22 protein-coding genes and 1 riboswitch are annotated in these 22147 nt (G+C 47.5%); of the genes, 1 reads left to right on the plus strand and 21 read right to left on the minus strand.

Going from position 1 to position 22147, the window contains the following annotated elements:
• Positions 1 to 5: 5 nt before the first annotated feature.
• The 9 genes from NSS67_RS27920 to NSS67_RS27960 all read right to left on the minus strand — a co-directional run bounded on the left by NSS67_RS27920 (position 6) and on the right by NSS67_RS27960 (position 7518).
• On the minus strand, positions 6 to 809 hold the full coding sequence (locus NSS67_RS27920; protein ID WP_339316996.1) for an energy-coupling factor transporter transmembrane component T: 804 nt from the start codon (positions 807 to 809) through the stop codon (positions 6 to 8).
• Positions 802 to 1659, minus strand: a complete 858-nt coding sequence (locus NSS67_RS27925) for an ATP-binding cassette domain-containing protein (RefSeq protein ID WP_339316997.1) — start codon at positions 1657 to 1659, stop codon at positions 802 to 804. The genes NSS67_RS27920 and NSS67_RS27925 overlap by 8 nt, the downstream gene beginning before the upstream one ends.
• Positions 1644 to 2444, minus strand: a complete 801-nt coding sequence (locus NSS67_RS27930) for an energy-coupling factor transporter ATPase (RefSeq protein WP_339316998.1) — start codon at positions 2442 to 2444, stop codon at positions 1644 to 1646. Before NSS67_RS27930 ends, NSS67_RS27925 begins: the two co-directional genes overlap by 16 nt.
• The gene (locus NSS67_RS27935; protein WP_339316999.1) at positions 2444 to 3265 is read right to left on the minus strand and encodes an SDR family NAD(P)-dependent oxidoreductase; all 822 of its coding nucleotides are present in this window, start codon (positions 3263 to 3265) and stop codon (positions 2444 to 2446) included. Before NSS67_RS27935 ends, NSS67_RS27930 begins: the two co-directional genes overlap by 1 nt.
• 2 nt (positions 3266 to 3267) lie before the next feature.
• Positions 3268 to 3609 carry a MaoC family dehydratase gene (locus NSS67_RS27940; RefSeq protein ID WP_339317000.1) on the minus strand — a complete coding sequence of 114 codons (342 nt, stop codon included), beginning with the start codon at positions 3607 to 3609 and terminating at the stop codon, positions 3268 to 3270.
• A complete protein-coding gene (locus NSS67_RS27945; RefSeq protein WP_339317001.1) occupies positions 3584 to 3985 on the minus strand; it encodes a MaoC family dehydratase N-terminal domain-containing protein in 402 nt (133 codons plus the stop codon). The genes NSS67_RS27940 and NSS67_RS27945 overlap by 26 nt, the downstream gene beginning before the upstream one ends.
• A complete protein-coding gene (locus NSS67_RS27950) occupies positions 3982 to 5133 on the minus strand; it encodes a thiolase family protein (protein WP_339317002.1) in 1152 nt (383 codons plus the stop codon). Before NSS67_RS27950 ends, NSS67_RS27945 begins: the two co-directional genes overlap by 4 nt.
• Positions 5130 to 6611: an AMP-binding protein gene (locus tag NSS67_RS27955; RefSeq protein WP_339317004.1), complete on the minus strand. Its 1482-nt coding sequence runs from the start codon at positions 6609 to 6611 to the stop codon at positions 5130 to 5132. Before NSS67_RS27955 ends, NSS67_RS27950 begins: the two co-directional genes overlap by 4 nt.
• A 193-nt stretch (positions 6612 to 6804) precedes the next feature.
• Positions 6805 to 7518: a queuosine precursor transporter gene (locus tag NSS67_RS27960; RefSeq protein WP_339317005.1), complete on the minus strand. Its 714-nt coding sequence runs from the start codon at positions 7516 to 7518 to the stop codon at positions 6805 to 6807.
• Between the two features lie 10 nt (positions 7519 to 7528).
• Positions 7529 to 7574: riboswitch (PreQ1 riboswitch) on the minus strand.
• A gap of 252 nt (positions 7575 to 7826) precedes the next feature.
• On the opposite strand from NSS67_RS27960, the gene NSS67_RS27965 reads away from it, so the two are divergent.
• The gene (locus tag NSS67_RS27965; protein WP_339317006.1) at positions 7827 to 9605 is read left to right on the plus strand and encodes a methyl-accepting chemotaxis protein; all 1779 of its coding nucleotides are present in this window, start codon (positions 7827 to 7829) and stop codon (positions 9603 to 9605) included.
• Between the two features lie 740 nt (positions 9606 to 10345).
• Here NSS67_RS27965 and NSS67_RS27970 read toward each other — a convergent pair.
• From NSS67_RS27970 to NSS67_RS28025, 12 genes are all read right to left on the minus strand, one after another.
• Entirely contained in the window at positions 10346 to 10672 is a 327-nt protein-coding gene (locus NSS67_RS27970; RefSeq protein ID WP_339317007.1) for a YnfA family protein, read from the minus strand.
• 584 nt (positions 10673 to 11256) lie between these two features.
• Positions 11257 to 12072 (minus strand): adenosylcobinamide-GDP ribazoletransferase, encoded by an 816-nt coding sequence (gene cobS, locus NSS67_RS27975; protein WP_339317008.1) that lies wholly within the window; start codon positions 12070 to 12072, stop codon positions 11257 to 11259.
• Positions 12069 to 12617: a bifunctional adenosylcobinamide kinase/adenosylcobinamide-phosphate guanylyltransferase gene (gene cobU, locus NSS67_RS27980; RefSeq protein ID WP_339317009.1), complete on the minus strand. Its 549-nt coding sequence runs from the start codon at positions 12615 to 12617 to the stop codon at positions 12069 to 12071. The genes cobS and cobU overlap by 4 nt, the downstream gene beginning before the upstream one ends.
• Positions 12614 to 13675 (minus strand): nicotinate-nucleotide--dimethylbenzimidazole phosphoribosyltransferase, encoded by a 1062-nt coding sequence (cobT, locus tag NSS67_RS27985; protein ID WP_339317011.1) that lies wholly within the window; start codon positions 13673 to 13675, stop codon positions 12614 to 12616. Before cobT ends, cobU begins: the two co-directional genes overlap by 4 nt.
• A gap of 92 nt (positions 13676 to 13767) precedes the next feature.
• Positions 13768 to 14931, minus strand: a complete 1164-nt coding sequence (locus NSS67_RS27990) for an aminotransferase class I/II-fold pyridoxal phosphate-dependent enzyme (RefSeq protein ID WP_339317012.1) — start codon at positions 14929 to 14931, stop codon at positions 13768 to 13770.
• Positions 14921 to 15856: a D-alanine--D-alanine ligase gene (locus NSS67_RS27995; protein WP_339317013.1), complete on the minus strand. Its 936-nt coding sequence runs from the start codon at positions 15854 to 15856 to the stop codon at positions 14921 to 14923. The genes NSS67_RS27990 and NSS67_RS27995 overlap by 11 nt, the downstream gene beginning before the upstream one ends.
• 13 nt (positions 15857 to 15869) lie before the next feature.
• Positions 15870 to 17321: a PLP-dependent aminotransferase family protein gene (locus NSS67_RS28000; protein ID WP_339317015.1), complete on the minus strand. Its 1452-nt coding sequence runs from the start codon at positions 17319 to 17321 to the stop codon at positions 15870 to 15872.
• 365 nt (positions 17322 to 17686) lie between these two features.
• Positions 17687 to 18220 carry an ATP-binding protein gene (locus tag NSS67_RS28005; protein ID WP_339317017.1) on the minus strand — a complete coding sequence of 178 codons (534 nt, stop codon included), beginning with the start codon at positions 18218 to 18220 and terminating at the stop codon, positions 17687 to 17689.
• A gap of 112 nt (positions 18221 to 18332) precedes the next feature.
• Positions 18333 to 19034 (minus strand): histidine phosphatase family protein, encoded by a 702-nt coding sequence (locus NSS67_RS28010; protein ID WP_339317018.1) that lies wholly within the window; start codon positions 19032 to 19034, stop codon positions 18333 to 18335.
• Positions 19013 to 19972 (minus strand): adenosylcobinamide-phosphate synthase CbiB, encoded by a 960-nt coding sequence (gene cbiB, locus NSS67_RS28015; protein WP_339317019.1) that lies wholly within the window; start codon positions 19970 to 19972, stop codon positions 19013 to 19015. Before cbiB ends, NSS67_RS28010 begins: the two co-directional genes overlap by 22 nt.
• A 46-nt stretch (positions 19973 to 20018) precedes the next feature.
• Positions 20019 to 20780 (minus strand): adenosylcobinamide amidohydrolase, encoded by a 762-nt coding sequence (locus NSS67_RS28020; RefSeq protein WP_339317020.1) that lies wholly within the window; start codon positions 20778 to 20780, stop codon positions 20019 to 20021.
• A 76-nt stretch (positions 20781 to 20856) separates the two neighbouring features.
• Positions 20857 to 21945 (minus strand): threonine-phosphate decarboxylase, encoded by a 1089-nt coding sequence (locus tag NSS67_RS28025; protein WP_339317021.1) that lies wholly within the window; start codon positions 21943 to 21945, stop codon positions 20857 to 20859.
• Positions 21946 to 22147 lie beyond the last annotated feature (202 nt).

The following is a 22147-nucleotide window of genomic DNA, read 5'->3' on the forward strand; positions in this document are numbered from 1 at the left end:
TTCATCTACACCTTTCCTATCTTTAACCAAAGCAGAACCATAGCAAATAAAAGGGCAGCTCCCCCTACCTGATAATCCATTTGTTGAAATTGCAGTCGCTTATAAGATGTTCTTCCCTTGCCATTCCCATAGGCACGCGCATCAATCGCATAGCTTAACTGTTCAGCACGTTGAATCGTCGTGAAGAGCAAAGGAACAATGATCGGAATGTACGCAAATATCCGTTTAATCAGCGATAATGCTGTAAGATCATAACCTCTAGCCTTTTGTGCGAGAAGAATACGATCAAGCTCCTCTTTGATGGTAGGAATAAAACGGATCGCAATCACTATCATTAAGGAGAACTGTTCTACGGGTACTCCCAATTTGGATAGAGGAGCAAGCAGTTTTTCAAGACCATACGCTAAGTCTAGCGGTTTAGTAGTTAACGTTAATATTGAGGCTAATAAGATGAGCAATATTATACGCCATACAAAACGCACTCCACTCCTCAGTCCCTCTTCCGTCACCTCAATAAATGACCAAGACCAGAGGATCGTTCCTTTGGTGAACACGGCATTGTAAAGAAAGGTAAACAGCAAAACAAATAATATCGGCCGCAGCCCGCGCCAAAAGAAATGAATAGGAACCTTCGACAGCAGCAAGACTCCGAATACAAAAATAGTTGCAACAACATAGCTAAGCCCGGTTCCAAGCATCAAAAAGCTAAGCATGAGAAGCACGATACTAACGAGTTTTGTACGAGGATCTAAACGATGAAAAATCGAATGCGTCTCCACATATTGACCCACTAATACGGAATCAGCCATGCCCTTGCCCCCTTGAACGCCAAATCGGTAGAACTGCATCAAAAATATCCTGCTCTTTGCAGCTAGCAACTTCAATCCTCTGATCAGATAATTCCTCTACTAGCTTCAAGAGCTGTACGGGTTCAGGTATGGACAAGCCTAGTTCCATCAATAATTTTTCCTTTTCCAGAAATAATGTTCTGGTGTCATAATGCCCTTTTAACTGGCCTTTGTGAAAAACCATAACCTCATCCGAATATTCGGCCACATCATCCATCTGGTGCGAAACGAAGAGGATAGTGTGATTGTTTTGTTGTTGCCATGACTTCAGCAGCTTCAGCAGTGATACTTGGCTAGCTGGATCAAGTCCCGCTGTCGGTTCATCCAAAATTAGCAGCTTCGGATTCGTCATCAGCACGGAGGCAAGAGCCACACGGCGCTTTTCTCCACCGCTTAATTGGAAGGGATTTAACGGGAGAATCTCTTCTGGCAGACCCACTTGCGGCAAAATCTTTTCAATCGCCTCCGTAATTTTCTGGCGTGAAGTACCCTGCTGATTTAACGCAAAGGCAAGCTCCTTATATACCGTGGTTTCGAATAGCTGATGCTCCGGATATTGAAATACGAAGCCCAGCTCAGGGACGACCTTTAATTGCCCTTTGGCATCTCTACTGGCAGGCTGCTGATCAATCCAATAGTCTCCTTTTACGGTGGGAATCAAGCCCTTCAGCACTTTGACAAAGGTAGACTTTCCTGCGCCCGTTGGACCGATAATCGAAATCCATTTGCCCGCAGAAATGGTACAGTTTATATTGTGCAAAGCCACATGAGCGGCATAGTTCACACTTAAACGCTCTAATTGGTAGACCATTGTGATCGGATTCCCCCCTTCCAATCGGCTGTTGGCCGCGCATCTGAATGGAGCAATGCATGAACACGCACGGCAAAGGGCAGCTGTAAATGATAGTCCGCAACAGGCATGGTTTCAAAAAAAGTCAGTGGATCACCATCAAACTCAAGTCGTCCTTGGTGCAGGAGTAATAGACGTTCTGCTGAAAGCACTTCCTCCATATGGTGGGTGATATGAATAATGGTCAGCCCTTGACGGTGCAGCTCTTGCATAATGGCAAGCACCTGCTGTCTTCCCTGAGGATCAAGCATAGAGGTGGCTTCGTCAAAAATAATGACTTGCGGGCGCATCGCCAATATAGCTGCAATAGCGACACGTTGCTTTTGCCCCCCAGATAGCTGATGTGGCATTGCATCCAGATAATCCTCCATATGAACGGCCTGCAAGGCATGATCCAATCGGCTGCGCATTTCCTCCCTCGGCACACGAATATTCTCCAAACCAAAAAGCACCTCATCCATAACGGTTGTGGTGATAAATTGATCCTCTGGATTCTGAAAAACAAAGCCGATTTGCTGATGAATTTCTGCAAGATCAGCTGGCTTTACCGTGTCCAAGCTCTTAAATTGTATCGATCCTTTTCGCGGCAGCAGCAGTCCGTCCATTAGCTTTGCAATGGTGGATTTGCCAGAGCCATTAGCGCCAACAATCGCCACAAACTCCCCTGCCTCTATCGTAAAGCTGATATTCTCTAGGACAGGCTGTCCCTTTTTATAATAATAATGAACTTTATCGAAGGTAAGCATTATTTACTCCCCTTTTGACGGTGCCAAGTAGCAAAAAATACCTCAATGCTGTTCTCAGAAAATACAGGCGCAGGCTTCTCCCATTTCGTCACTTTTGATCCATTCACGGCAAAGATTTCACCGGTTAAATCCGCGTCGGACTCCCTCAACAATGCAGCCACGAAGGAAGCTATATCCTCCGGAGCGCCTATTCGCCAGAACTCTGGGAACGGTTCATTACGACTCGCATGCTTTTCCTTCAAATGCTCAATGACAGGTCTGGTCATATCCGTTAAGGCCGCTGGTGAAATCGCATTGACCCTAATTTGATCATGCTTCAGCTCGGCTGCGAGCGTCCACATCATTCCGAGTATTCCAGCTTTGGCTGCACTATAATTCACCTGACCCACGGAGCCTGTCAATCCAGCTGTAGAGGTCATCAACAGAATATCACCGCCTGTCTGCCGCATATGCGGCAGTACGCGTTGAATGCTGTAGTAAGTACCATTTAGATGCACATCCAGAACAGCCTTCCACTCTTCGTCCGTCATACGCAGACATTTCTGATCTTGTAAATTGCCAGCGTTAGCTATCAACACCTCAATACGGCCGTATTGCGTAATAACTTCATCTACCATAGCAGTGACCGCAACTGGATCTGCTACATTAGCTGAGTACCCTAACGCCTCACCACCTGCCTGATGAATCTCGCGCACAACCTCATCGATCAACACCTGCTTCGTGCCATTTACAATCACTATATAACCGGATTTGCCAAGCTGCACGGCGATACTGCGCCCGATCCCTCTTGTTGCTCCAGTAATTAAGGCTACTTTGTTCATCACTACACCTCTTTCACTGAAAAAGCTCCCGCAGCAATTAGATCGCCAGCATCTGTTGTAAGAGTCACTTTCACACGAGCATTATCATCCGCAAAATCAAAAATCACGTCATTATCGACCTCTATAGGCTTATGAAATTTCATCTCATACTCAGTGATCCACTGTGTAGGGTGCTCAGCGATATATAAGGATTGGGTTAATCCCATAAGATACATTCCATGCGCAATGGGTCGCTTGAATCCAGTCTTGGCTGCAGCAGCCTCATCTAGATGAATAGCCGCCAGATCTTGGGAAGCTGCTGCATATTGCCGGATAGCTTCAGCTGTTATGCACTTTTTTATCATGATTATCACCTACCCGAATTAACACCGTTTCTGCGGTAACTATAAGCTCGCCCTCACAACTACAAACAAGCGTATGTGTGTAAAAAGTCAGTGTACCCTGTCTGCCTTCTTTTTGCACCTTGCTCGTTAACGCTAATTCACAATCCAGCGTCATCCCTGCCGTAATCGGAGCTTGATATGTGAATTTCTGAGTACCGTGAAGCAAGAACTCTCCCTTGCTAAGCCAGGGAATATCGAAGACCTGCCAAAAAATAATAGGCATCGTAGAAGGCGCAATCAGATTACCATTCATCTTCTGCACGGGTGCTTCAATACTCTGTGCATAGTCCGATATCCACTCAGCAGTTATAAGAATCTGATGTCGGACACTGTTCATTCTGTAGCCTCCACGAGCGTTGCCAGCCCCATCCCACCGCCGATGCCCAAAGTGGCAAGCCCCCTTTTATAAGGAGTATGCTGCATTTCAGCACATAAGCGAGTCATCAAAATAGCTCCGGACGCCCCATATGGATGACCGATAGCTAATGCTCCTCCTCCAAGATTGACCTTTTCCTGTGGGAGCTGAAGCTCGTTCAGTGAAGCCAATACTTGGGAGGAAAATGCTTCATTAAACTCTACTATATCTATCTCGGCCACTGTCAGCAGTTGACGTTGTAACACCTTTTGCACAGCTGGAACAGGACCTATGCCTAAATAGTTCGGATCTACACCTGCCGCTTGCGCATCTACGACACGCAGAATAGGCTTAAGCTTGAGTTGCCTGCATTTCTCACGGGACATCATTAGTAGAAGCGCCGCACCATCATTAAGAGGACAGGCATTTCCAGCGGTGACAGTACCTTTTTCTTCAAAAATTGGCGGCAGCTTTCGTAGCTTGTCCAGACTTGTATTGGCTCTTGGACATTCGTCGGCATGCATCCACTCCCCCTCAACCAGAAGAGGTACAATCTCCTGCTGAAACCGGCCACTTTGCTGAGCATGAACAGCCTTCTGATGGCTTTTTAAAGCATATTGATCCTGTTCTTCACGGGAAATCCCATATTTTCGAGCTACATTCTCTGCAGCAATCCCCATATCCGGATCACCGTAAGAGCTAGGCGTAAAATGTGCACGGGTATACAGCTGCGGAACCCCCATCAAGGTCTGTGGCTTAGCCATTTTCCATGGAGCACGGCTCGTGCTTTCGACGCCGCCCGCTAAATAAATCTCACCGGCGCCGCTTTGAATAAGTCGTGCTGCTATATTGATCGCCTCTAGTCCAGAGCCACATTGCCGATCGACCGTGACTCCCGGAACCGAGACAGGCAGCCCCGCTTCAAGCGCAGCTACCCGTGCAATATTTCCACCCGGACCCACAACATTCCCAATAATGACATCATCGATCATCTCTTTTGGCAAGTTCGTTTCAGCCACAATATGCTGAATAAGCGGCGCCAGTAATGCTTCCGGCTCAAATGTACTTAGTAAGCCGCCCATCCTGCCAATCGGTGTACGTTTTGCCATGACAATTACTGTTTCTATCATAACATCGCTCTCTTCACATAGTCTTTCATCGCTTGCCGGGCAATTTTTCCGCTGCTTGTATAGACAAACTCATCTATTGTAATTAGCTGCTTCGGCGCTTTGTAGCTTGCTAAATACTGGCGACAATAATTCTTTATTTCTTCTATAGATAGGTGCTTTTCTCCGTTCCATTTCACGAGGACTGCCAACTGTTCTCCCCAGTAATCGTCAGGGACGCCAAGCAACATTACTTCTTGTATTTCCGGAAGATGCTCCAGCACTCTCTCGATTTCCTCTGGATAAACGTTCAGCCCACCGGATATGATTCTATTTTTCAAGCGACCCGCCAAATATAAATAGCCAGCTTCATCCTGATAAACATAATCTTCAAGGATCAGCCATCCATCTCGAAAAGCTGCTGCAGTCTCATTCGGCAACTGATGGTAGCCTAGAAATATCATATCACTGCGCACATATAACTGCCCAATCTCCCCCGTAGGGACTTCTCGGAACTGTTCATCACGAATGGAAATTTGCACACCGGGATAGGGCTTCCCTACAGAATTCGGATTATGCTCCGCTAGAACATCCAAATAGCTAATATAGCTTGCTTCCGAAGAACCGTAGGATTCATAGAGCCGCGCTCCACCGAACACTTCCTTACCCCTTTTCTTGGACAACTCCGACCACTTTGCCCCTGAACTAATAATCGCATCGATCTGCGTCTGCCCAGGAACAGCCTGCTGCATCATCGATTCTAGCATTGTCGGTACGACGAACAGCACCACACCCGGAAGCTGCTTGCACAGTTCTAGCACCTGCGTGGCACTAAATTTTTGCGTGATATGAAAGGTTGCTCCACAATATAGACTCTGCATCACCGCGAATAAGGATAGGGAGTGCACAAACGGACCTGGTGCTAAAACATCCTTCATAGGGTCCAATTCAAAGGCAGCATTCGATACCTCAAAGCTGTTTAACCATGATAAATGGGTACGCATATATCCTTTAGGTAACCCGGTTGTGCCTGAAGTAAAGCCGATAAATAATAATTCATTCGTTTCATCCAATTCAGCCTCAGGCTCTAGTGCATTCAGCCAGTGATCATAGGAGCCTGTTCGTTCATTTGAAAAAGTCAGTGTTGGAATAACTTGGTCCTTGAAGACCAAATTCCTTGCAGACTCAGGCTCCGCAAAAATCATTGCCGGCTGGCACTGCTCTATAATAACCTGCAATTCATTTGCGCTCCACTTGGAATCTAAGGGAATGGGAACACAGCCAGCATAAATTGCCCCTAAGAAAACCTCTACAAATTCAATACGATTCGTGGATAAAATGGCGATTTTGTCATGCTTCAGTCCCTTTAGCTGTAGTCCATATGCGATTCTCCGCATCGTTTGTACCAAGGTTGAATAGGTATGAGTCGCTTGGCCATGGGATAAGGCAATGCTATCGGGCTGCTGTGCTGCATGACGCAGTATAGGCACTACTAGATTCATCCTTCACCACACCTGTTCGTAATTTCTGTGACTAACAAACACAAAACCTAATGGAAATTTATACGATAGCTTATTTTAGCTTTATAATAATTTTATGTACACCATTCCATGGATCTAATAAGCCCATCTTACAACTGTAAAAATCAAACAGCGCGTATCGATGGTGATCGGTACGCGCTGGCTGCATAGTTATTTATTCATTTTTTTGAACAAATGATGGTTTCTCATCTTCAGCAAAGGTAAAGGTACGGGCGATATACAAGATCGGTGTACCCAATGCGGTTAGCAAGAATTTAGCAAAATACGTTGTAAGCAAAATTTCAAGCCATACACTCCAGTCATACAAACCAGCAAATGCAATGGTACAGAAGATTAGCGTATCCACAAAGGAGCTAACCATCGTACTGCCGTTGGAACGAATCCACAGCTGACGTGAGGTGCTGTAATATTTGCGAATCCACGAGTACAACCGAACATCAAGGAACTGACTGATGAAGTAAGCAGTAAGACTACCTAAAGCTAGTCGAGGCATCAGGCCAAAGATGGTCTTCAAAGACGACTGAGCGATATCGGTCTCTTGCGGCGTAAATATTAATACCATCTGCATAATGACTGTCGTCATAAGCAAGGTGAAGAAACCAAACCAGACCGCTTTACGAGCTTCTGCCCTTCCGTACTTTTCATTAAGCAAATCGCTGGTCATATATAAAGTGACATACATCGTATTTCCGAGTGTCATCACAATATCAAATGGCATAGCAATCGTCTTAGCTACCTGAATGTTAGCAATTACAGTAGCGATACCTACCCAGGCATACATTCCACTTTTGCCAAACAGGCGGTAACAGAGTAGAAAAAAGGCAAAATTGACAATAACAAATAAAACTCCCCACAACAAATTAAACATATTACTTAAACTCCTCCTAGTTTTGTTTACGCGGGATGGTTACGAACCGCGGCTTACATTATGTTAGGCACAAAACATTAATACTCTATCACACTGTTACCAAACAATCCATAAAAATAAACAATTTATGAAATGGGTATTTATGCCCATTTTTATTAACTAAAAATAAAAGTGTCAGTAATAATTCATTCTTTTCAGAAAAATATGTTCTATAACCTAAAATTTTCACTATTCATCCAGAGGTTAATTCTATAGAATAGTATCAAACACTTCATTCCCGATCCATTTAGTTGATATATTACATAACTATGGAATATATTGCGGGTTGTCAGTCGCTAGCAATCGGTAGGGATATAAAAGAAATGGGCCTCGCGGTCCATAAAAAGGGGGAGAACAACATATTTCGTTTCAAGCAGTCAATCAGTCGCAGATTCACGCGTTTATTGTTTGTAGTTCTATTGCTCACTTCTCTTATGTTAAGTATTAGCTTCTATTTTATTTCCACCAATATTTTTAACAGCTATGTTATGCCACAAATCAATCAAATCTTAACCGCAGCTTCTCAGGACGTATTTAAGAACATTAACACAATGCATGCTCAGCAAGCGCTAAAAAATAACGAACAAGCAGCCACCAATCTTGAATTCTATTTTCAGGATAAGAAGGGACAGCACGGGGTTGAGACTATTTTTCTACTCAATCTAAAGGGCAAGGAAGCTGAAGTTCTAACCGTAGATCATGATGCAAAATTAAAACGGAAAGAAATTGTTACGGTATCCTCTGCAATGCAGCAAGCCGCTAAAGGAAAAAGCGGACTAAGCGATACATATAAGGACGCACATGGCATACATAAGTCAGCTTATATCGGAATTCCCGGAAGTACGATGGTTATCGGTGTAAGCAGTGATGTAAGCTTTATTCATGAAAAACAAGACAGCATTCTGTGGACCAGTGCTGGAATTACACTACTAACGCTGATCATAGGCCTAGCTAGTGCTTGGTTTATGAGTTTGCGTATTACACGACCAATCTCAAATCTTGCAGCTTATAGTGCTCGTCTCGCAGAGGGAGATTTCACAGAGGAATTAACGGTTAAAGGCAGTGATGAGGTAGCCCAGCTGTCCAGAAGTTTCCAAGCGATGACCCTACGCCTAAAAGAAATGATCGGACATGTACTCGTAACCTCAAACACTGTGGTCACCGATTCCAATTCCTTAAGAGATCGTGTAGAGGTCCTAAATGAAATGGCAGACCACTCAAGTTCATCTGTTGTAGAAATCGGCAAGGGTAGTACGACCATTGCCAGCAGCGCTCTAGATAACTCGAAAGCTATGGAAGAGATCAATCTAGGCATTCAGCATATTGCCTCTTCAGCAAATGAAGTCACAGAGCAGATCAGTGAAGCTTCCGCTGAGGCGAGTGGCGGTAATGAGATTGCTCAAAGTGCCGTTCTGCAAATGCGCCAGGTTGAGCGTGCCTCCCTGCAGTCGCTGGAGCAATTACAAATTATGAATGAGCGTTCAGTAATGATCGGAGAGGTCGTTCATAGTATTACTGAAATTACGAAACAAATCCAAATGCTGTCGCTGAATGCTTCGATCGAAGCAGCACGCGCAGGAGAGCATGGACGAGGCTTTGCTGTTGTGGCCGGAGAAGTACGCAAGCTATCCGAACAATCCCGTAATGCAAATGAGCAGATTCGTGATTTCCTACTCGGACTTCAGGAAGATATGAATCGCTCCGTTACTGAGATGAACCATGTGAATTCCGAGGTAGCCTCCGGGGTAGGCAAGGTGGCAGAAGCGGGCGATGCCTTCAATCACCTTCTGATTCTTATCCAGAGCATCAATCAGAATATTCAATCTGTATCTGCGGCTACGCAGCAAATCTCAGCTAGTACAGAAGAGGTCAGCGCTTCCGTTGAGGAAACCGCACAAATCACTTCAAGATCCCAAGAAAGTGCGGACACACTATCTGAGAACTCGGAGCGCCAGCGTATAGAACTTGAAGGGCATGCAGTAACCGTGCAACATCTTTATGAGCAGGCTAAGAAGCTTCAGGAAGCTGTGCAACAATTTAAGATCTAATCGTTAGGCTTAATCAAAAACAACCCGTTCACACGAAAGTGTTGAACGGGTTGTTTGGTTTAGGCACTGTATTGTGCCTTAGTATAACTGCGGTACAGTCTGCGCCAGGTTGCTCTCTTGCGCGGATCTCGCTTAGTGTCCGCTCTTCGGTGCTCTCTTGCTCGGTTTTCTCGCTAGTGCCAGCGCTTCGGTGCTCTCTTGATCGGTTCTCTCGCTTAGTGTCCGTTCTTCGGTGCTCTCTTGCTCGGATCTCTCGCTTAGAGTCCGCTCTTCGGTGCTCTCTTGCTCGATTCTCTCGCTTAGAGTCCGCTCTTCGGTGCTCTCTTGCTCGGTTCTCTCGCTTAGAGTCCGCTCTTCGGTGCTCTCTTGCTCGGTTCTCTCGCTTAGTCCGCTCTTCGGTGCTCTCTTGCTCGGTTCTCTCGCTAGTGCCCGCGCTTTTTTTGCAGCTTCGGACTCAGATGACGTTATTACAGGAAAAACTGCCATTTTGGAGCTTTTACGGACCTGAGAGACGCTATTGCCTGATATTCAGCCCAAATCAAGCCTATTTTGTACAAATAGCGACTCTGGAGTCCGAAACCGTTCCAAAATGCCCTTATTATCGCAAATAAGGTCTCCTGAGTCCGCCACTAGTCCACTCTAGAGAAAACTTAGTAATTCAATATACAAACCCAAGTGGTCCTCGCGCCCCTAAACGACTCACTATTCATAGCTGCTTAGGATACCTCGATAGACTAGACTTAGTGTCTCGGCGCCCATAGAATTACCGATACGCCGATCACACAAATAACAGCACCGACCCAGTCATATACGTCAGGTGTCTTCTTGTCTACAAGCCATCCCCATAACACAGCGAGGACGACAAACACTCCGCCGTAGGCTGCATACACTCTTCCGAAGGACGGAAACTTCTGCAATGTAGGGATAATGCCGTACCCGATGAGAATCAAGGACCCCACCAAACCATACCAGAGAGGGCGTGATTCTCTCAGCCATAACCATACTAAATATCCGCCTCCAATCTCAGCGAGGCCAGCAATTACAAATAGCAGAATGGCAGCAACCATGTCATCCCTCATTCCTATCTATCACATAAAAACGCAAAGGTTAATCATAACAAATTGTACTCAAGGTTCACCCGTGGAGCTATCTACAGCACATTACCTAAGGTTCATCCGTGGAGCTACCTACAGCACATTACTTAAGGTTCACCCGTGGAGATACCTTCAGCAAATTACTTAAGGTTCACCCGTGGAGCCACCTTCAGCACATTACCTAAGGCTCACCCGTGGAGCTACCTACAACAATTCACCTAAGGTTCACCCGTGGAGATACCTACAGCAATTTACTTAAGGTTCACCCGTGGAGATATCTACAGCTATCTACTCAAGGTTCTCCAGTGGAGATACCTACAGCTATCTACTCAAGGTTCTCCAGTGGAGATACCTACAGCTATCTACTCAAGGCTCACCCGTGGAGATACCTACAGCTATCTACTCAAGGTTCTCCCGTGGAGATACCTACAGCTATCTACTCAAGGTTCTCCCGTGGAGATACCTACAGCTATCTACTCAAGGTTCTCCCGTGGAGATACCTACAGCATATTACCTAAGGTTCATCCGTGGAATTACCTAAGGTTCACCCGTGGAGCTCACATTAAATTGTGCTGGAGCAGCACTAACACTAGCAACAGCAGAACCTCCAGCAGCTCGTTCAGCGCGCCGTACACATCGCCGGTGAGCCCGCCGAGCCGGCTGTTGATCCGCCGCGCAGCCACGGTGCCGCTGGCCAAGGCTGCAGCCGGCAGCAGTAGCGCTGCCGCCAGATGCACCGGCCACGCACCTAAGCCAGCGCCGAGCGCCAGAGGCGCAGCGGCTGCGGCTAGCGAGAGCAGCGCGGCTATCGCCAGCGCGCGCCGCTCATGCGAGGGAGCGAGGCCGGCGAAGCTCGCGGCCAGCCCCTCGTTCCCGCGGGCAATAGGATAACGCACCATTGCCCGCACCATATACCAGCGGCTCCAGATCGCTGGTAGCAAGAGCAGTGGCAGCTCGTAGTAGGCGTAGCCTTCGATTAATGCTGCCACTAAAGAAGCCTTTAACAGCAGGAGCAGTACGCAGGCGAGTACGCCCATCGCACCCACGCGGCTGTCCTTCATAATCTCTAGTATTCGCTCCCGTGGTCGGTAGCTTAGCAGACCATCCGCGCTGTCCATCCAGCCATCAAGATGCAGCCCTCCAGTGAGTCCTACCCATAGAATGAGGGTAATAATAGCTGCTGGCCAAGCTGGTAAAACCAACCCCGTCAAAGCTGCTCCAGCAGCTACGCACAGTCCGATAGCTGCACCTACCACGGGATAGAACATCACACTTCTGCGCAGCAGCTCAGGAGAAAATCCCGGATCACTCTTTACAGGAAACCGCGACAAAAACTGAAAGGCAGCAGCGGCAGCATCCCTGCGCTCCCTCATAGACGATACTCCCTGCTCTTGAGTTCAATTGGAATGCCAGCAGTCACTAGAAAAACCTGTTCGCATTGCCGAGCAAGCATCGCGTTCATGCGTCCTGCCAAATCACGGTACAATCGGCCAAGCGCATACTCTGGAACGATACCGTCCCCCACCTCATTAGTGACCAGAATGAGGTTCCCTTGAAAGGAACGCACACTGTCTTCAAGTCTTGTAATCTCGCTCTCAATCAACTCTTGCCTATCCGTAAATGTTTCCATTGCTAGCAGTACATTAGATAACCACAACGTTAGGCAATCTACGAGGACTGCCTTTTCACCAGACAAACGCTTCAGTAGATCTGGCAAATCATAGGGTTCTTCAAGCGTCTCCCAAGCATATCCGCTTTCCGAACGCTGCTGCTGATGCAGTGCAATCCGTTCCTTCATTTCATCATCAAACGCTTGTCCGGTTGCTACATAGAAGGCCTGATCTGTCAGTGACGACATCAGTTTTTCTGCAAAACCACTTTTCCCGCTACGTGCGCCTCCCGTTACAAGAATACTCATTGTTTCCCAGCTCCAGAAATGCCTGCACTTTCAAAGGTGGCCATTTCGCTCAAAATACGGCATATCGCCTCAATTAAATGAAGGGATAATACGCCCCCAGTTCCTTCACCCAAACGAAGACCAAGGTTAAACAACGGTTCAAGCCCAAGCTGCTCCAGCATCAGCTTATGTCCCTGTTCTCCTGATACATGGGAGCCGATCATATAGGCAATGGATTCTGGCGCAAGCGCCTTTGCCACAAGAGCTGCCGCACCCGAAATAAAACCATCCAAGATGACAGGTATCCCGGCAGCGGCTGCACCAAGAATCAGACCGGCCAAACCAGCGATTTCCAGTCCCCCAACTTTGGACAATACATCCAGCGGATCTGCCGGATTCGGCTGATTCACCTTTAATGCGCGTTCCACAACTGCAATTTTATGTAGTAAACGTTCATCATCAATTCCCGTTCCACGTCCAACTGCTACTTCAGGTGATATTCCTTTTAGAGCACACAAAATAGCTGCACTAGCCGTTGTATTTCCTATGCCCATTTCACCTGTAATAAAAATCTCCGTCCCATTCTCGATCGCTTCTTGTGCAACTTTTATACCTACAAGCACGGCACTCATCGCTTCCTCACGACTCATCGCAGGTCCCACAGCCATATTATCCGTTCCCCGGCGCACTTTACGATCAATCAGATCCTCATGACTAAGATCGCCGTTAATGCCGATATCTACACACTGCACCTCTGCCCCAGCTTGGCGTGCCAGAACATTCACAGCCGCTCCTCCGCTGAGAAAATTATAGGCCATCTGGATTGTGACTTCCTGTGGAAATGCGCTAACTCCCTCGCAGCATACACCGTGATCGGCAGCCATCACAACAACCGTTCGTTTGGTGAAACTTGGCTGCTCCGTACCCGAAATTCCGGCGAGCTTAACGGCCAGGGTCTCCAATTGTCCCAAGCTGCCCGGTGGTTTGGTTAGAATGTTCAAGCGGTGCTCCGCCTTAAGGATGGACTCTTCATCAGCTGGTGTGATTCGTTTAATTACTTCTTCGATAGTTGAAATCATATTTTAACCTCCAATTAATTATATCCGTATAACTTATTCTATCTTATCTTCGCAGAAAAGCCCCCATCTATGATAGATGGGGACCACTAGAATTACAACTTCACTTTCATAAAATCTTCGATTCTATCCAGCGCTTCCGTTAATTTTTGTAAGGATGCTGCATAAGAGCAGCGAATATAGCCTTCTCCACCTGCTCCAAACACATGACCCGGAACAGCGGCGACTCCGACCTCCTGAAGCAGCTGCATAGCAAAATCTTCTGATTTTAGTCCGGTATGTGCGATGGAAGGAAAAGCATAGAACGCCCCCTCTGGTTCATGGCAAGGTATTCCAATAGATCGAAATCCACTAACCAGCAGCTTTCTCCGCTCATCGAAGCATTGTTTCATATGCTCCTTATGCTCCATACCATTCTGCAATGATTCAATCGCAGCAATTTGACCTAGTACCGGAGCACACATCGCAGTGTACTGATGGATCTTGAGCATCGCAGCTATTAATTCCTGATCACCACAGGCATAACCTACTCTCCAGCCAGTCATCGCAAAAGCTTTGGAAAAACCACTAATGACAATGGTTCGTTCCATCATCCCGGGAAGAGAGGCAATGCTGACATGCTGACTACCATAGGTAAGCTCGGCATAAATTTCATCTGAAATGACAAGTAAGTTATTCTCTTTTACAATCTGGGCAATGGGTAGCCAATCCTCGTAAGTCATTACTGCTCCTGTAGGATTAGTCGGAAAATTAACCATAAGAATCTTGGAACGCGGGGTAATTACCTTCCGCAACGCCTCAGCAGTAAGCTTAAAGCCCTGTTCAGCCGAAGATTCAACCTCTACCGTAACCCCCCCGCTCAAATGGGTAATCGGTGAATAAGCGATATAGCTCGGAGAAGGGACGATAATCTCATCCCCGAGTGTAATAAAGGCTCGCAAAGCTAAATCCACAGCTTCACTGCTTCCCACTGTAACCATAACCTCGCTCGTTGGCTCATAGCGGAGATTAAAGCTTGAGTGCAGATAAGCAGCGATCTCTTCTCTAAGCTCCAGCAAACCGGAATTCGGCGTATACATCGTTTTCCCATCGTTTAAAGCACGAATACAAGCAGCTCTAACATGCTCAGGTGTAACAAAATCAGGCTCGCCTACGCCAAGCGATATAATATCCTGATCCCCAGCGCTTAGGTCAAAAAAAGCCCGAATCCCCGAGGGAGCAATATCCCTCACACGCGGTGAAATCCACTTATTGCTCATGGCTGCACACCTCTTCTTTTGGACTCTTTTCTGTTAGAGAAAGGGTAATAATTTCGTCAAGCAGTCCGCTGAAGGTGTAGCCTGCCGCTTGCGCGCTTTTTGGTAAAAGACTCGCCTTCGTCATGCCAGGTAGCGTGTTCACCTCCAGCACATAAGGAATCCCATCCTTCAGCAGCATATCCACCCGTGCATATACACTGCATTTCAGTGCTTTGTAGCAGTCTAAGGCCGCTTCACTTACGCGCTCATACACCTCAGCTGGTAGTTCAATGACCCGTTCGTCTGCCCCGCCGTCTTCGTACTTAGCGCTGTAATCGAACCATTCCGCATGTGCCGAGGTGATCCCCAGAACAGGTAACATCTCTCCATTTAGAATGGAGCAAGTGATTTCCTGGCCTTGAATGTAGCTCTCGATCAGAATCGACTGATCACAGGCAAAAGCCTTCTGTACTGCGCTCAGCAATTCCTCGCTACTGCTCACCTTTTCCATCCCGATACTCGAACCACCTGAACACGGCTTCACCATAACAGGATATCCGATCCGTTCTACCGCCTCTACCGAATAATCCTTCATGTTATCCCAGCACAGCCAATCTGCCGTATTAACGCCTGCGCAGCGCATAAGCTTTTTGGAGAGATCTTTATCCATGCAAATGCTGCTAGACAAAACGCCACTACCTGTATACGGAATCCCCATCGTCTCCAGCGTCCCCTGAACGGTTCCGTCCTCGCCGTATGCTCCATGAAGCGCAAGCAGTGCGATATCGATCCCTTTTGCCTGCTCAATAAGCTCTTCACGCTTCGTGATTACAATTGGTGTAACCTCATATTTATTTGGATCCAGATTCTTCAATATTTCTTTACCGCTATTCATGGATACCTCATACTCTGACGATACCCCACCCATAATTACGCCTACCTTCATCTCAAGCACCTCTTTATCCCATTAGTTGTTGTGCTGTTCTACCAATAATCTCGATTCCCTTACGGATATCCTCATCCGTCACTCTTGAGAAACCGATCCGTATCGTATTTTGACCTTTACCGTCTGTGAAGAATATATCTCCTGCTGTAAAAATAACCCCTTGCTCATGACAGGCCGCCAGCAGCGTCCTTGTGTTAAAGCCCTCCGCAAAGGTTACAAAAAGATGCAGTCCACCATCCCCAGATAGCGTCGTATAAGGAATAAACTCCTTGCAGCATTGCAGGGTTAATTCATATTTTCGTTTATATTCCGCTCTAGCTTTTTTCAAATACTTCTCTAAATGTCCACCCAATAAATACTGATACAAAATGGATTGATCCAGCGTCGAGGTATGAATAGTACGTGCGCGCTTGACGCTTTCGAGGGAATAAATCAGCTCCTGATCCGCCAGCACCCAACCTACGCGTAGTCCCGGAAATAATACCTTTGAGAAACTACCGAGATAGATCACGCTATTGCCACTACCCGCCGCTGCGATAAGTGGAGCCACATGTGAGCCCGAATATCGTAATTCCTCGTTAAAACCATCCTCGATCACCGGTATTTGGTACCGATTCATCAGCTTCATTAGCCTCTGTCTTTTCTCGGGAGACATTACAATTCCAGTGGGATTATGATAAGAAGGGACGAAGTAGGCACAGTCAAAAGCTTGCTGCTGCAGCGCCTTCTCCAGCTCTACCAGATCAATCCCATCACGTTCCATAGGAATCCCGGTGATCTCAAAGCCGTTCAGCTTCAGATTTTTGATCGCCGTATGATGCGTTGGATTCTCACAGATGACCGAACCATTCTTTTTGCTAAGTGCAGACAATACAATATCGAATCCCTCTGTAAAGCCATTGGTGATCAATATATCCTTGCCTTTCATTTCCACGCCCTTGTGCTCCATATATTGCTTCAAATAGTCTATTAAAGGCTTATACCCTTTGGCATAACCATAATTTAGTAAAACATTGCCTTCCACCGACATACGATCCATAAAGGAGCGTTTCACATTATCTAGATCAAAAAGACTTTCATCGGGTGCGATGCTCGTGAAGGAGATCGTACCCTTCTCCGCTCGTATGCCGCGCTTCATGATATCCAGTTCCTCCGCCAGCCGCGCATGATCATTGATACGCGTCTTCCAGTCCATCGTCCAGGAAGAGATTGTTTCACTGCCGGGAGGTGTAGGTGCCACATAACTTCCTTGCCCCTGCACAGCATAAGCAAACCCATCATCCTCTAGTCCTGCATAAGCAGAGATTACTGAGTTGCGGCTAACCTTAAGCAGTGTGCTGAGCTCTCGTGTGGAGGGCAGCTTTTGATTCCCTTGCAGACCGCCTTTTATAATTAAGTGCTTCATATAGTCTTTAATTTGTATATACACCGGCCGTCCGGCTATGAGCTTAAAATCTTTAAACATCTCTTTGGTCGCCTCCATAGCTATCATGGCATAATCAGGCGCTTAAAAAAAGAACCACAGCCAAGGGATTTTACTCCGGCTGTGGTTCTATGGGGGGACAGACTATATAGACTGAACCAATGATATTAACTTAAAGTTCAGTAATCACTACGGTGAATCATTGGATTTCCGGCCGCTGTTGTCCCCAGATTTCTTGATTGATACCGCTCCTCGCGGTGGAAATCCGGGGACAAAGGCGGTCGCTAGCGCTCCTACAGTTCCAATATTCCCCTCCGATCCTTCTCACTTTTTGTAATATTCATATGCTCAGTCTATAGAGCAATTTTTCTTATTTTAGTGCGATGGGTCGGTTAAGTAATAACGACTTACGCTTCAATCACCGTTTCGCCTTCTCCTTCAGGGGTTTCAAAACCGCTTAGAAACCGAGTGAGCGTGTCCTCAGTGATCGTAAACGCCGCATTAGCGTCAAAACGTTCACTCCGGATGAGCAGTCGCTGACGCAACTCATCTGGCTGAACCTTTAAGTAAATTAGCTCCCAGACGCCGCCATGCGCTTCAATAAGTTGCTTATAATCGTTCCGCCTCTGACGCTGCCAAAAGCTGAAATCGATGACAACATCCTGTTTAGCCAGAATTAGATTTCTAAGCTCCCCTCTCAGCTTTATTTCCGATTGTTCTTTATAGAGCTCATAATTCTGCTCCGGATAATCCATTCCAAAACGTCCGTATGTAGCCCAAATATCCTCATCTATCGAGAGCCGGGCGAATCCTTCTTTCTCCAACTTTTGAGCAAAGGTCGTTTTGCCCGACCCTGCTACACCGCACATCATCACAACGACGGGAGCTGCACTTTTACGCTTATGCTGTAGTATTTTTTCAATCACAATCTGTTCACTCAACAATATACAGCATCCCCTTTCCACTTGATCAAATACTCTATTCTACTCTAAGACAACTACTTTATTCTTAGAACGCCAGACGCTTCCGCCTTTAGTCTTTATCCTTTATCCTTTATCCTTTAGCCGACCATTGCCCGTTCTCCCAGAATAATTTGAGTTCCATTGCTGTTCCTGGAGAAGGTGCAGCTGCGCTGTAGAATGTAAGATCCGGAACCACCTGTGCAAGAAAATTCCTGATTACACCGCCATGTGTCACTACGAGTATCCTGTTTGTAATAACCTCACCCTTGTTCTCCCTGCTCGCAGCATGAACAAAAGCATTCTCAGCCGCTTGTCCTAGATCTAACAGGAAGCTACGCAGACGTTCGTCGAACTGCGTCCAGGATTCTCCTTCTGGTGGTGTAACCTTGGAAGGATCATCAATCCAACGTCGATACAATGAGTTATCCATTAATTGCTCATAGGTGCAGCCTTCCCAAGCTCCGAAATTCATTTCTCGGAGGCGCTGATCGTAGATAGTAACCTTCTCTAGCGAAGGTGCAATATAAGCCAAGGTTTCCCGACATCTAAGCAGGTCGCTGCAATATACACGCCAAAAACCATCTGATACTTCAGCCCGCTTTTCAGTCAGCCTACCAAGCTGCTGCTTAAGCTGTGATAGCTGCTCTACTGCTTCAGGAAGCAGCGGGATTTCCGAGTATCCTAAGTAACGATGCTCAACATTCCACTGGGTCTGCCCGTGGCGGACAAGCACCAATTCCAGCACTATAGGGGGAATCGTCATGCCTTGCATCAGCCCCCGATCCATATCCATGCTAGAGCTGCGCAGATAGCAACAAATATAGAAGAACAAAGCATCATCATCCGCGAGGCTTGAATAATATCATCCGGCTCCATCGGTCTTACCGGATCACCCATATAGGCCCGGAAAGAGGTGACACCGTGATATACGTTCTCTCCCCCAAGCCGGATACCAAGTGCACCTGCAACAGCAGATTCTGGAAACCCGCTATTGGGGCTTGGATGAAGTCGTGCATCCCGCTTCACCATTCGTAGACAACTGCGCCAATCCAGACGAAGTAACCATGCGCACAGAGCCAAGAGCAATGCCGTTATCCGCGCCGGAATGAAGTTGGCGACATCATCGAGCCGAGCGGATGCCCATCCGAGATCACGATATTTATCGTTCTTATAACCAACCATAGAGTCGAGCGTATTGACCGCACGATAAGCCATTGCTAGCGGCGCTCCGCCGATCAGCGCGTAGAATAGCGGAGATATAATCGCATCGACGATATTCTCTGCTACAGTCTCCACCGTGCCGCGCACAATTTCCGGGGGATCTAGTGTGGTCGTATCACGTCCCACGATCATTCCTAATGCCTTACGAGCAGCAGGAATATCTCCTTTACGGAGTTCCACGTACACCGCCATCCCCGCATCCTTTAGTCCCTTCGAAGCAATCGTGGTTGAAATCAGCCACACCGCGGCGATCCATACGAGCCAAGGTGAGAGGAACGATAGCAGCCATAGCAAGATGGCTGTCAATGCCCAAGCACCGCCCGCTACACACAGCGGAAGTAATACTCCCGCTCTCCGCAGGCTTTGCGGGCGGGACCATATAAGGCGGATCATCCGCTCCAGAGAAGTGATTGCTTTGCCCATACCGATGACGGGATGGGGCAGGCTACGTGGATCACCTACGATCCGGTCAATCACATAAGCCGCTAACAGTACCAAAGCGATTGTCACAGGCGATCACCTCTGAACAATCTCCAGCAATTCCACCAATCCATTCTCATTCGCTGTCCTTCCTTGCCTGAACTGATAACAAACTTCCCGTTACAGCGCTATATACTAGGCGGCCGATTGCGCCCCCTAGATCGGTAGCAGTTCCAGCGTATATATGCTCTGCGCTGTATCGCCCGCTTTGGCTCACAGCGAGTACTATCGCATCCGTAGTTGTTCCGGTTGCGATCAGGCCATTCTCGGGATCAGTAATCCCGAGATCGGCTAGTGCAGCAGCTTTGGCTTCCACAGCTGTCTGCACAGCATTGACCATCGCCGCCGGTGTCAGGCGGCCATCAATACCTAGCATAATGTTTATCGTACCCGGACGATAAACAGCCAGCACATTGCGCTCCACACCTGCGCGCGCAGCATTTCCAGCGGCGGCAGTCACGCAAACAAATATCCCCGCTGAGCCAGTGTCTTCTTCAGCTACCGCTGCATGCTCTAACGGTACAGCCGTCATCAGACCGGCACAGCCAGATAATGAATAACCCCAAACGCGTAGCTTATTCTCCATATCTTGGACAGGATCACTGCATTCATAATTGCGATCAACATATAAATTGACGGCCCGCTGCAGACGATTCATTCCTCCACCGTAGAACGCACTCGATAAACCATCTGCTTCAGCAGGTAGCTCAAGTAGCAGATGGTTTCCCTTCCACTCCAGCACAAGCCCCGGCCAAACGGCTGAGCGGTACTCTCTAACGCCTCCTGCAAGATTAAATGGAGTCTTCACTTCCACCATATCCGATCCTGCTCCTTCCACAGCTTATCTCTTTCATCCATTTGTCCAACCAGCTTGGCGGTCGCTTCTTCACTTCCCTAGCAGCATCACATAGTAACTACTTATCCGCCACAATTTCCCCCATCTGCTTCAGCAGCCGGGCATTATTTTCATGTCCCTTAACAGCAACCCGGATATGCTCTTCTCCCAGACCGGGGTACATGGCACAGCTACGCACCAGTATACCGACGCGCCCAAGACGGCTCTGCATCTCAGCCGCACTCCACGGCGAGGGTAGCCCACAGAGCAAAAAGTTCGCTTCCCCTGGTGGTACATCACAGCCCAGCTGTATAAGGCCTTGCCGCAGCAACTCCCGCTCCGTTGCGATCAGCTCGCGTGTGCGCAGTTCATACTCGCGCCCGCTCTCCAGGCAGGCTTCCCCTGCTAGCAGCGCCAAACCGTTCACGCTCCAGGTGACCTGCTTGCCGGTCATTGCCTTCGCCAGCTCCGGATGCGAAATCGCAAACCCGAGACGCAGTCCCGGTATCGCATAAAACTTCGTCATCGACCGCACCAGAACCGTATGCGGAAACTGATCCAGCTCCGGCAGTAGCGTATTCCGTTCAGCTTCTGGAATAAAATCAATAAAGGCTTCATCCACAGCCAAATAAGTTCCGCAGCTTTCGGCCTTCTGCGCTAACCAGCGCAGCTCATCTACAGCATACTGAACTCCATTCGGATTATTCGGCTGTCCGAGGAACAATAGCTCCACCTTCTCCAGCAGCCCAGCAATCTCATCTACTCCAGCTCGAAAGTGCTGTTCTCTTGTCCCCTGAACAGATAATACTTCTGCGCCGAATTGCATAGATAGCTGCCGATACTCGGAGAAACAAGGTTCTACGATACCGACCTTTTGCGGGGCGATCGCAAGCAGTAACAAAGCCATGGATTCTGCCGCTCCATTACCTATAGTCAGCCAACTGCTATCTACGCCGAGATTCTCCGCTAGCAGGCTTTTGAAGCGCCGGTGCCCTGGATCCGGGTATGCAACCACCGTAGACAACGCTGTTCTAAGTAGCTCCAAAACCGCTGGCGGAGGCCCGAGTGGATTAATGTTGGCACTGAAATCGAGAAATGTGCCACCAGCTTCCTCATAAAGTTCCGTTGCCGTTAGCAAATCACCGCCGTGGCCATATTTTTCAAGCATATATACACTCCCTCTATCAACTTTCCTGCTCAATATGTATGTCATTCCCACCATTATTGCGTCTTTGTCAGAAGTACGTCAATGCTTACCCAGAGCAATCATCCGAATAACCTGCTTGCCTCTAAACATTAATATCTACGAAGCTATCTCTTTTGTTAAAAAACCACTTTTGGTTTAAAATGAAAACTGTAATCAATTTTGC

This window comes from Paenibacillus sp. FSL R10-2734 (assembly GCF_037963865.1).
GTDB lineage: Bacteria > Bacillota > Bacilli > Paenibacillales > Paenibacillaceae > Paenibacillus_AQ.

What these genes read in the sequence shown, in the direction of transcription:
- NSS67_RS27920 (WP_339316996.1), bottom strand. Translation starts at nt 809, where the DNA reads ATGGCTGATTCCGTATTAGTGGGTCAATATGTGGAGACGCATTCGATT.
- cobS (WP_339317008.1), bottom strand. Translation starts at nt 12,072, where the DNA reads ATGAGGGAGCGCAGGGATGCTGCCGCTGCTGCCTTTCAGTTTTTGTCG.
- NSS67_RS27950 (WP_339317002.1), bottom strand. Translation starts at nt 5,133, where the DNA reads ATGATAGAAACAGTAATTGTCATGGCAAAACGTACACCGATTGGCAGG.
- NSS67_RS27945 (WP_339317001.1), bottom strand. Translation starts at nt 3,985, where the DNA reads ATGAACAGTGTCCGACATCAGATTCTTATAACTGCTGAGTGGATATCG.
- NSS67_RS27995 (WP_339317013.1), bottom strand. Translation starts at nt 15,856, where the DNA reads ATGAAGGTAGGCGTAATTATGGGTGGGGTATCGTCAGAGTATGAGGTA.
- NSS67_RS27970 (WP_339317007.1), bottom strand. Translation starts at nt 10,672, where the DNA reads ATGGTTGCTGCCATTCTGCTATTTGTAATTGCTGGCCTCGCTGAGATT.
- NSS67_RS27990 (WP_339317012.1), bottom strand. Translation starts at nt 14,931, where the DNA reads ATGAGCAATAAGTGGATTTCACCGCGTGTGAGGGATATTGCTCCCTCG.
- NSS67_RS27925 (WP_339316997.1), bottom strand. Translation starts at nt 1,659, where the DNA reads ATGGTCTACCAATTAGAGCGTTTAAGTGTGAACTATGCCGCTCATGTG.
- NSS67_RS27955 (WP_339317004.1), bottom strand. Translation starts at nt 6,611, where the DNA reads ATGAATCTAGTAGTGCCTATACTGCGTCATGCAGCACAGCAGCCCGAT.
- cobT (WP_339317011.1), bottom strand. Translation starts at nt 13,675, where the DNA reads ATGATTTCAACTATCGAAGAAGTAATTAAACGAATCACACCAGCTGAT.
- NSS67_RS27935 (WP_339316999.1), bottom strand. Translation starts at nt 3,265, where the DNA reads ATGAACAAAGTAGCCTTAATTACTGGAGCAACAAGAGGGATCGGGCGC.
- NSS67_RS28025 (WP_339317021.1), bottom strand. Translation starts at nt 21,945, where the DNA reads ATGCTTGAAAAATATGGCCACGGCGGTGATTTGCTAACGGCAACGGAA.
- NSS67_RS28010 (WP_339317018.1), bottom strand. Translation starts at nt 19,034, where the DNA reads ATGGATATGGATCGGGGGCTGATGCAAGGCATGACGATTCCCCCTATA.
- NSS67_RS27940 (WP_339317000.1), bottom strand. Translation starts at nt 3,609, where the DNA reads ATGATAAAAAAGTGCATAACAGCTGAAGCTATCCGGCAATATGCAGCA.
- NSS67_RS27965 (WP_339317006.1), top strand. Translation starts at nt 7,827, where the DNA reads ATGGAATATATTGCGGGTTGTCAGTCGCTAGCAATCGGTAGGGATATA.
- NSS67_RS27960 (WP_339317005.1), bottom strand. Translation starts at nt 7,518, where the DNA reads ATGTTTAATTTGTTGTGGGGAGTTTTATTTGTTATTGTCAATTTTGCC.
- NSS67_RS27930 (WP_339316998.1), bottom strand. Translation starts at nt 2,444, where the DNA reads ATGCTTACCTTCGATAAAGTTCATTATTATTATAAAAAGGGACAGCCT.
- NSS67_RS28000 (WP_339317015.1), bottom strand. Translation starts at nt 17,321, where the DNA reads ATGTTTAAAGATTTTAAGCTCATAGCCGGACGGCCGGTGTATATACAA.
- cobU (WP_339317009.1), bottom strand. Translation starts at nt 12,617, where the DNA reads ATGAGTATTCTTGTAACGGGAGGCGCACGTAGCGGGAAAAGTGGTTTT.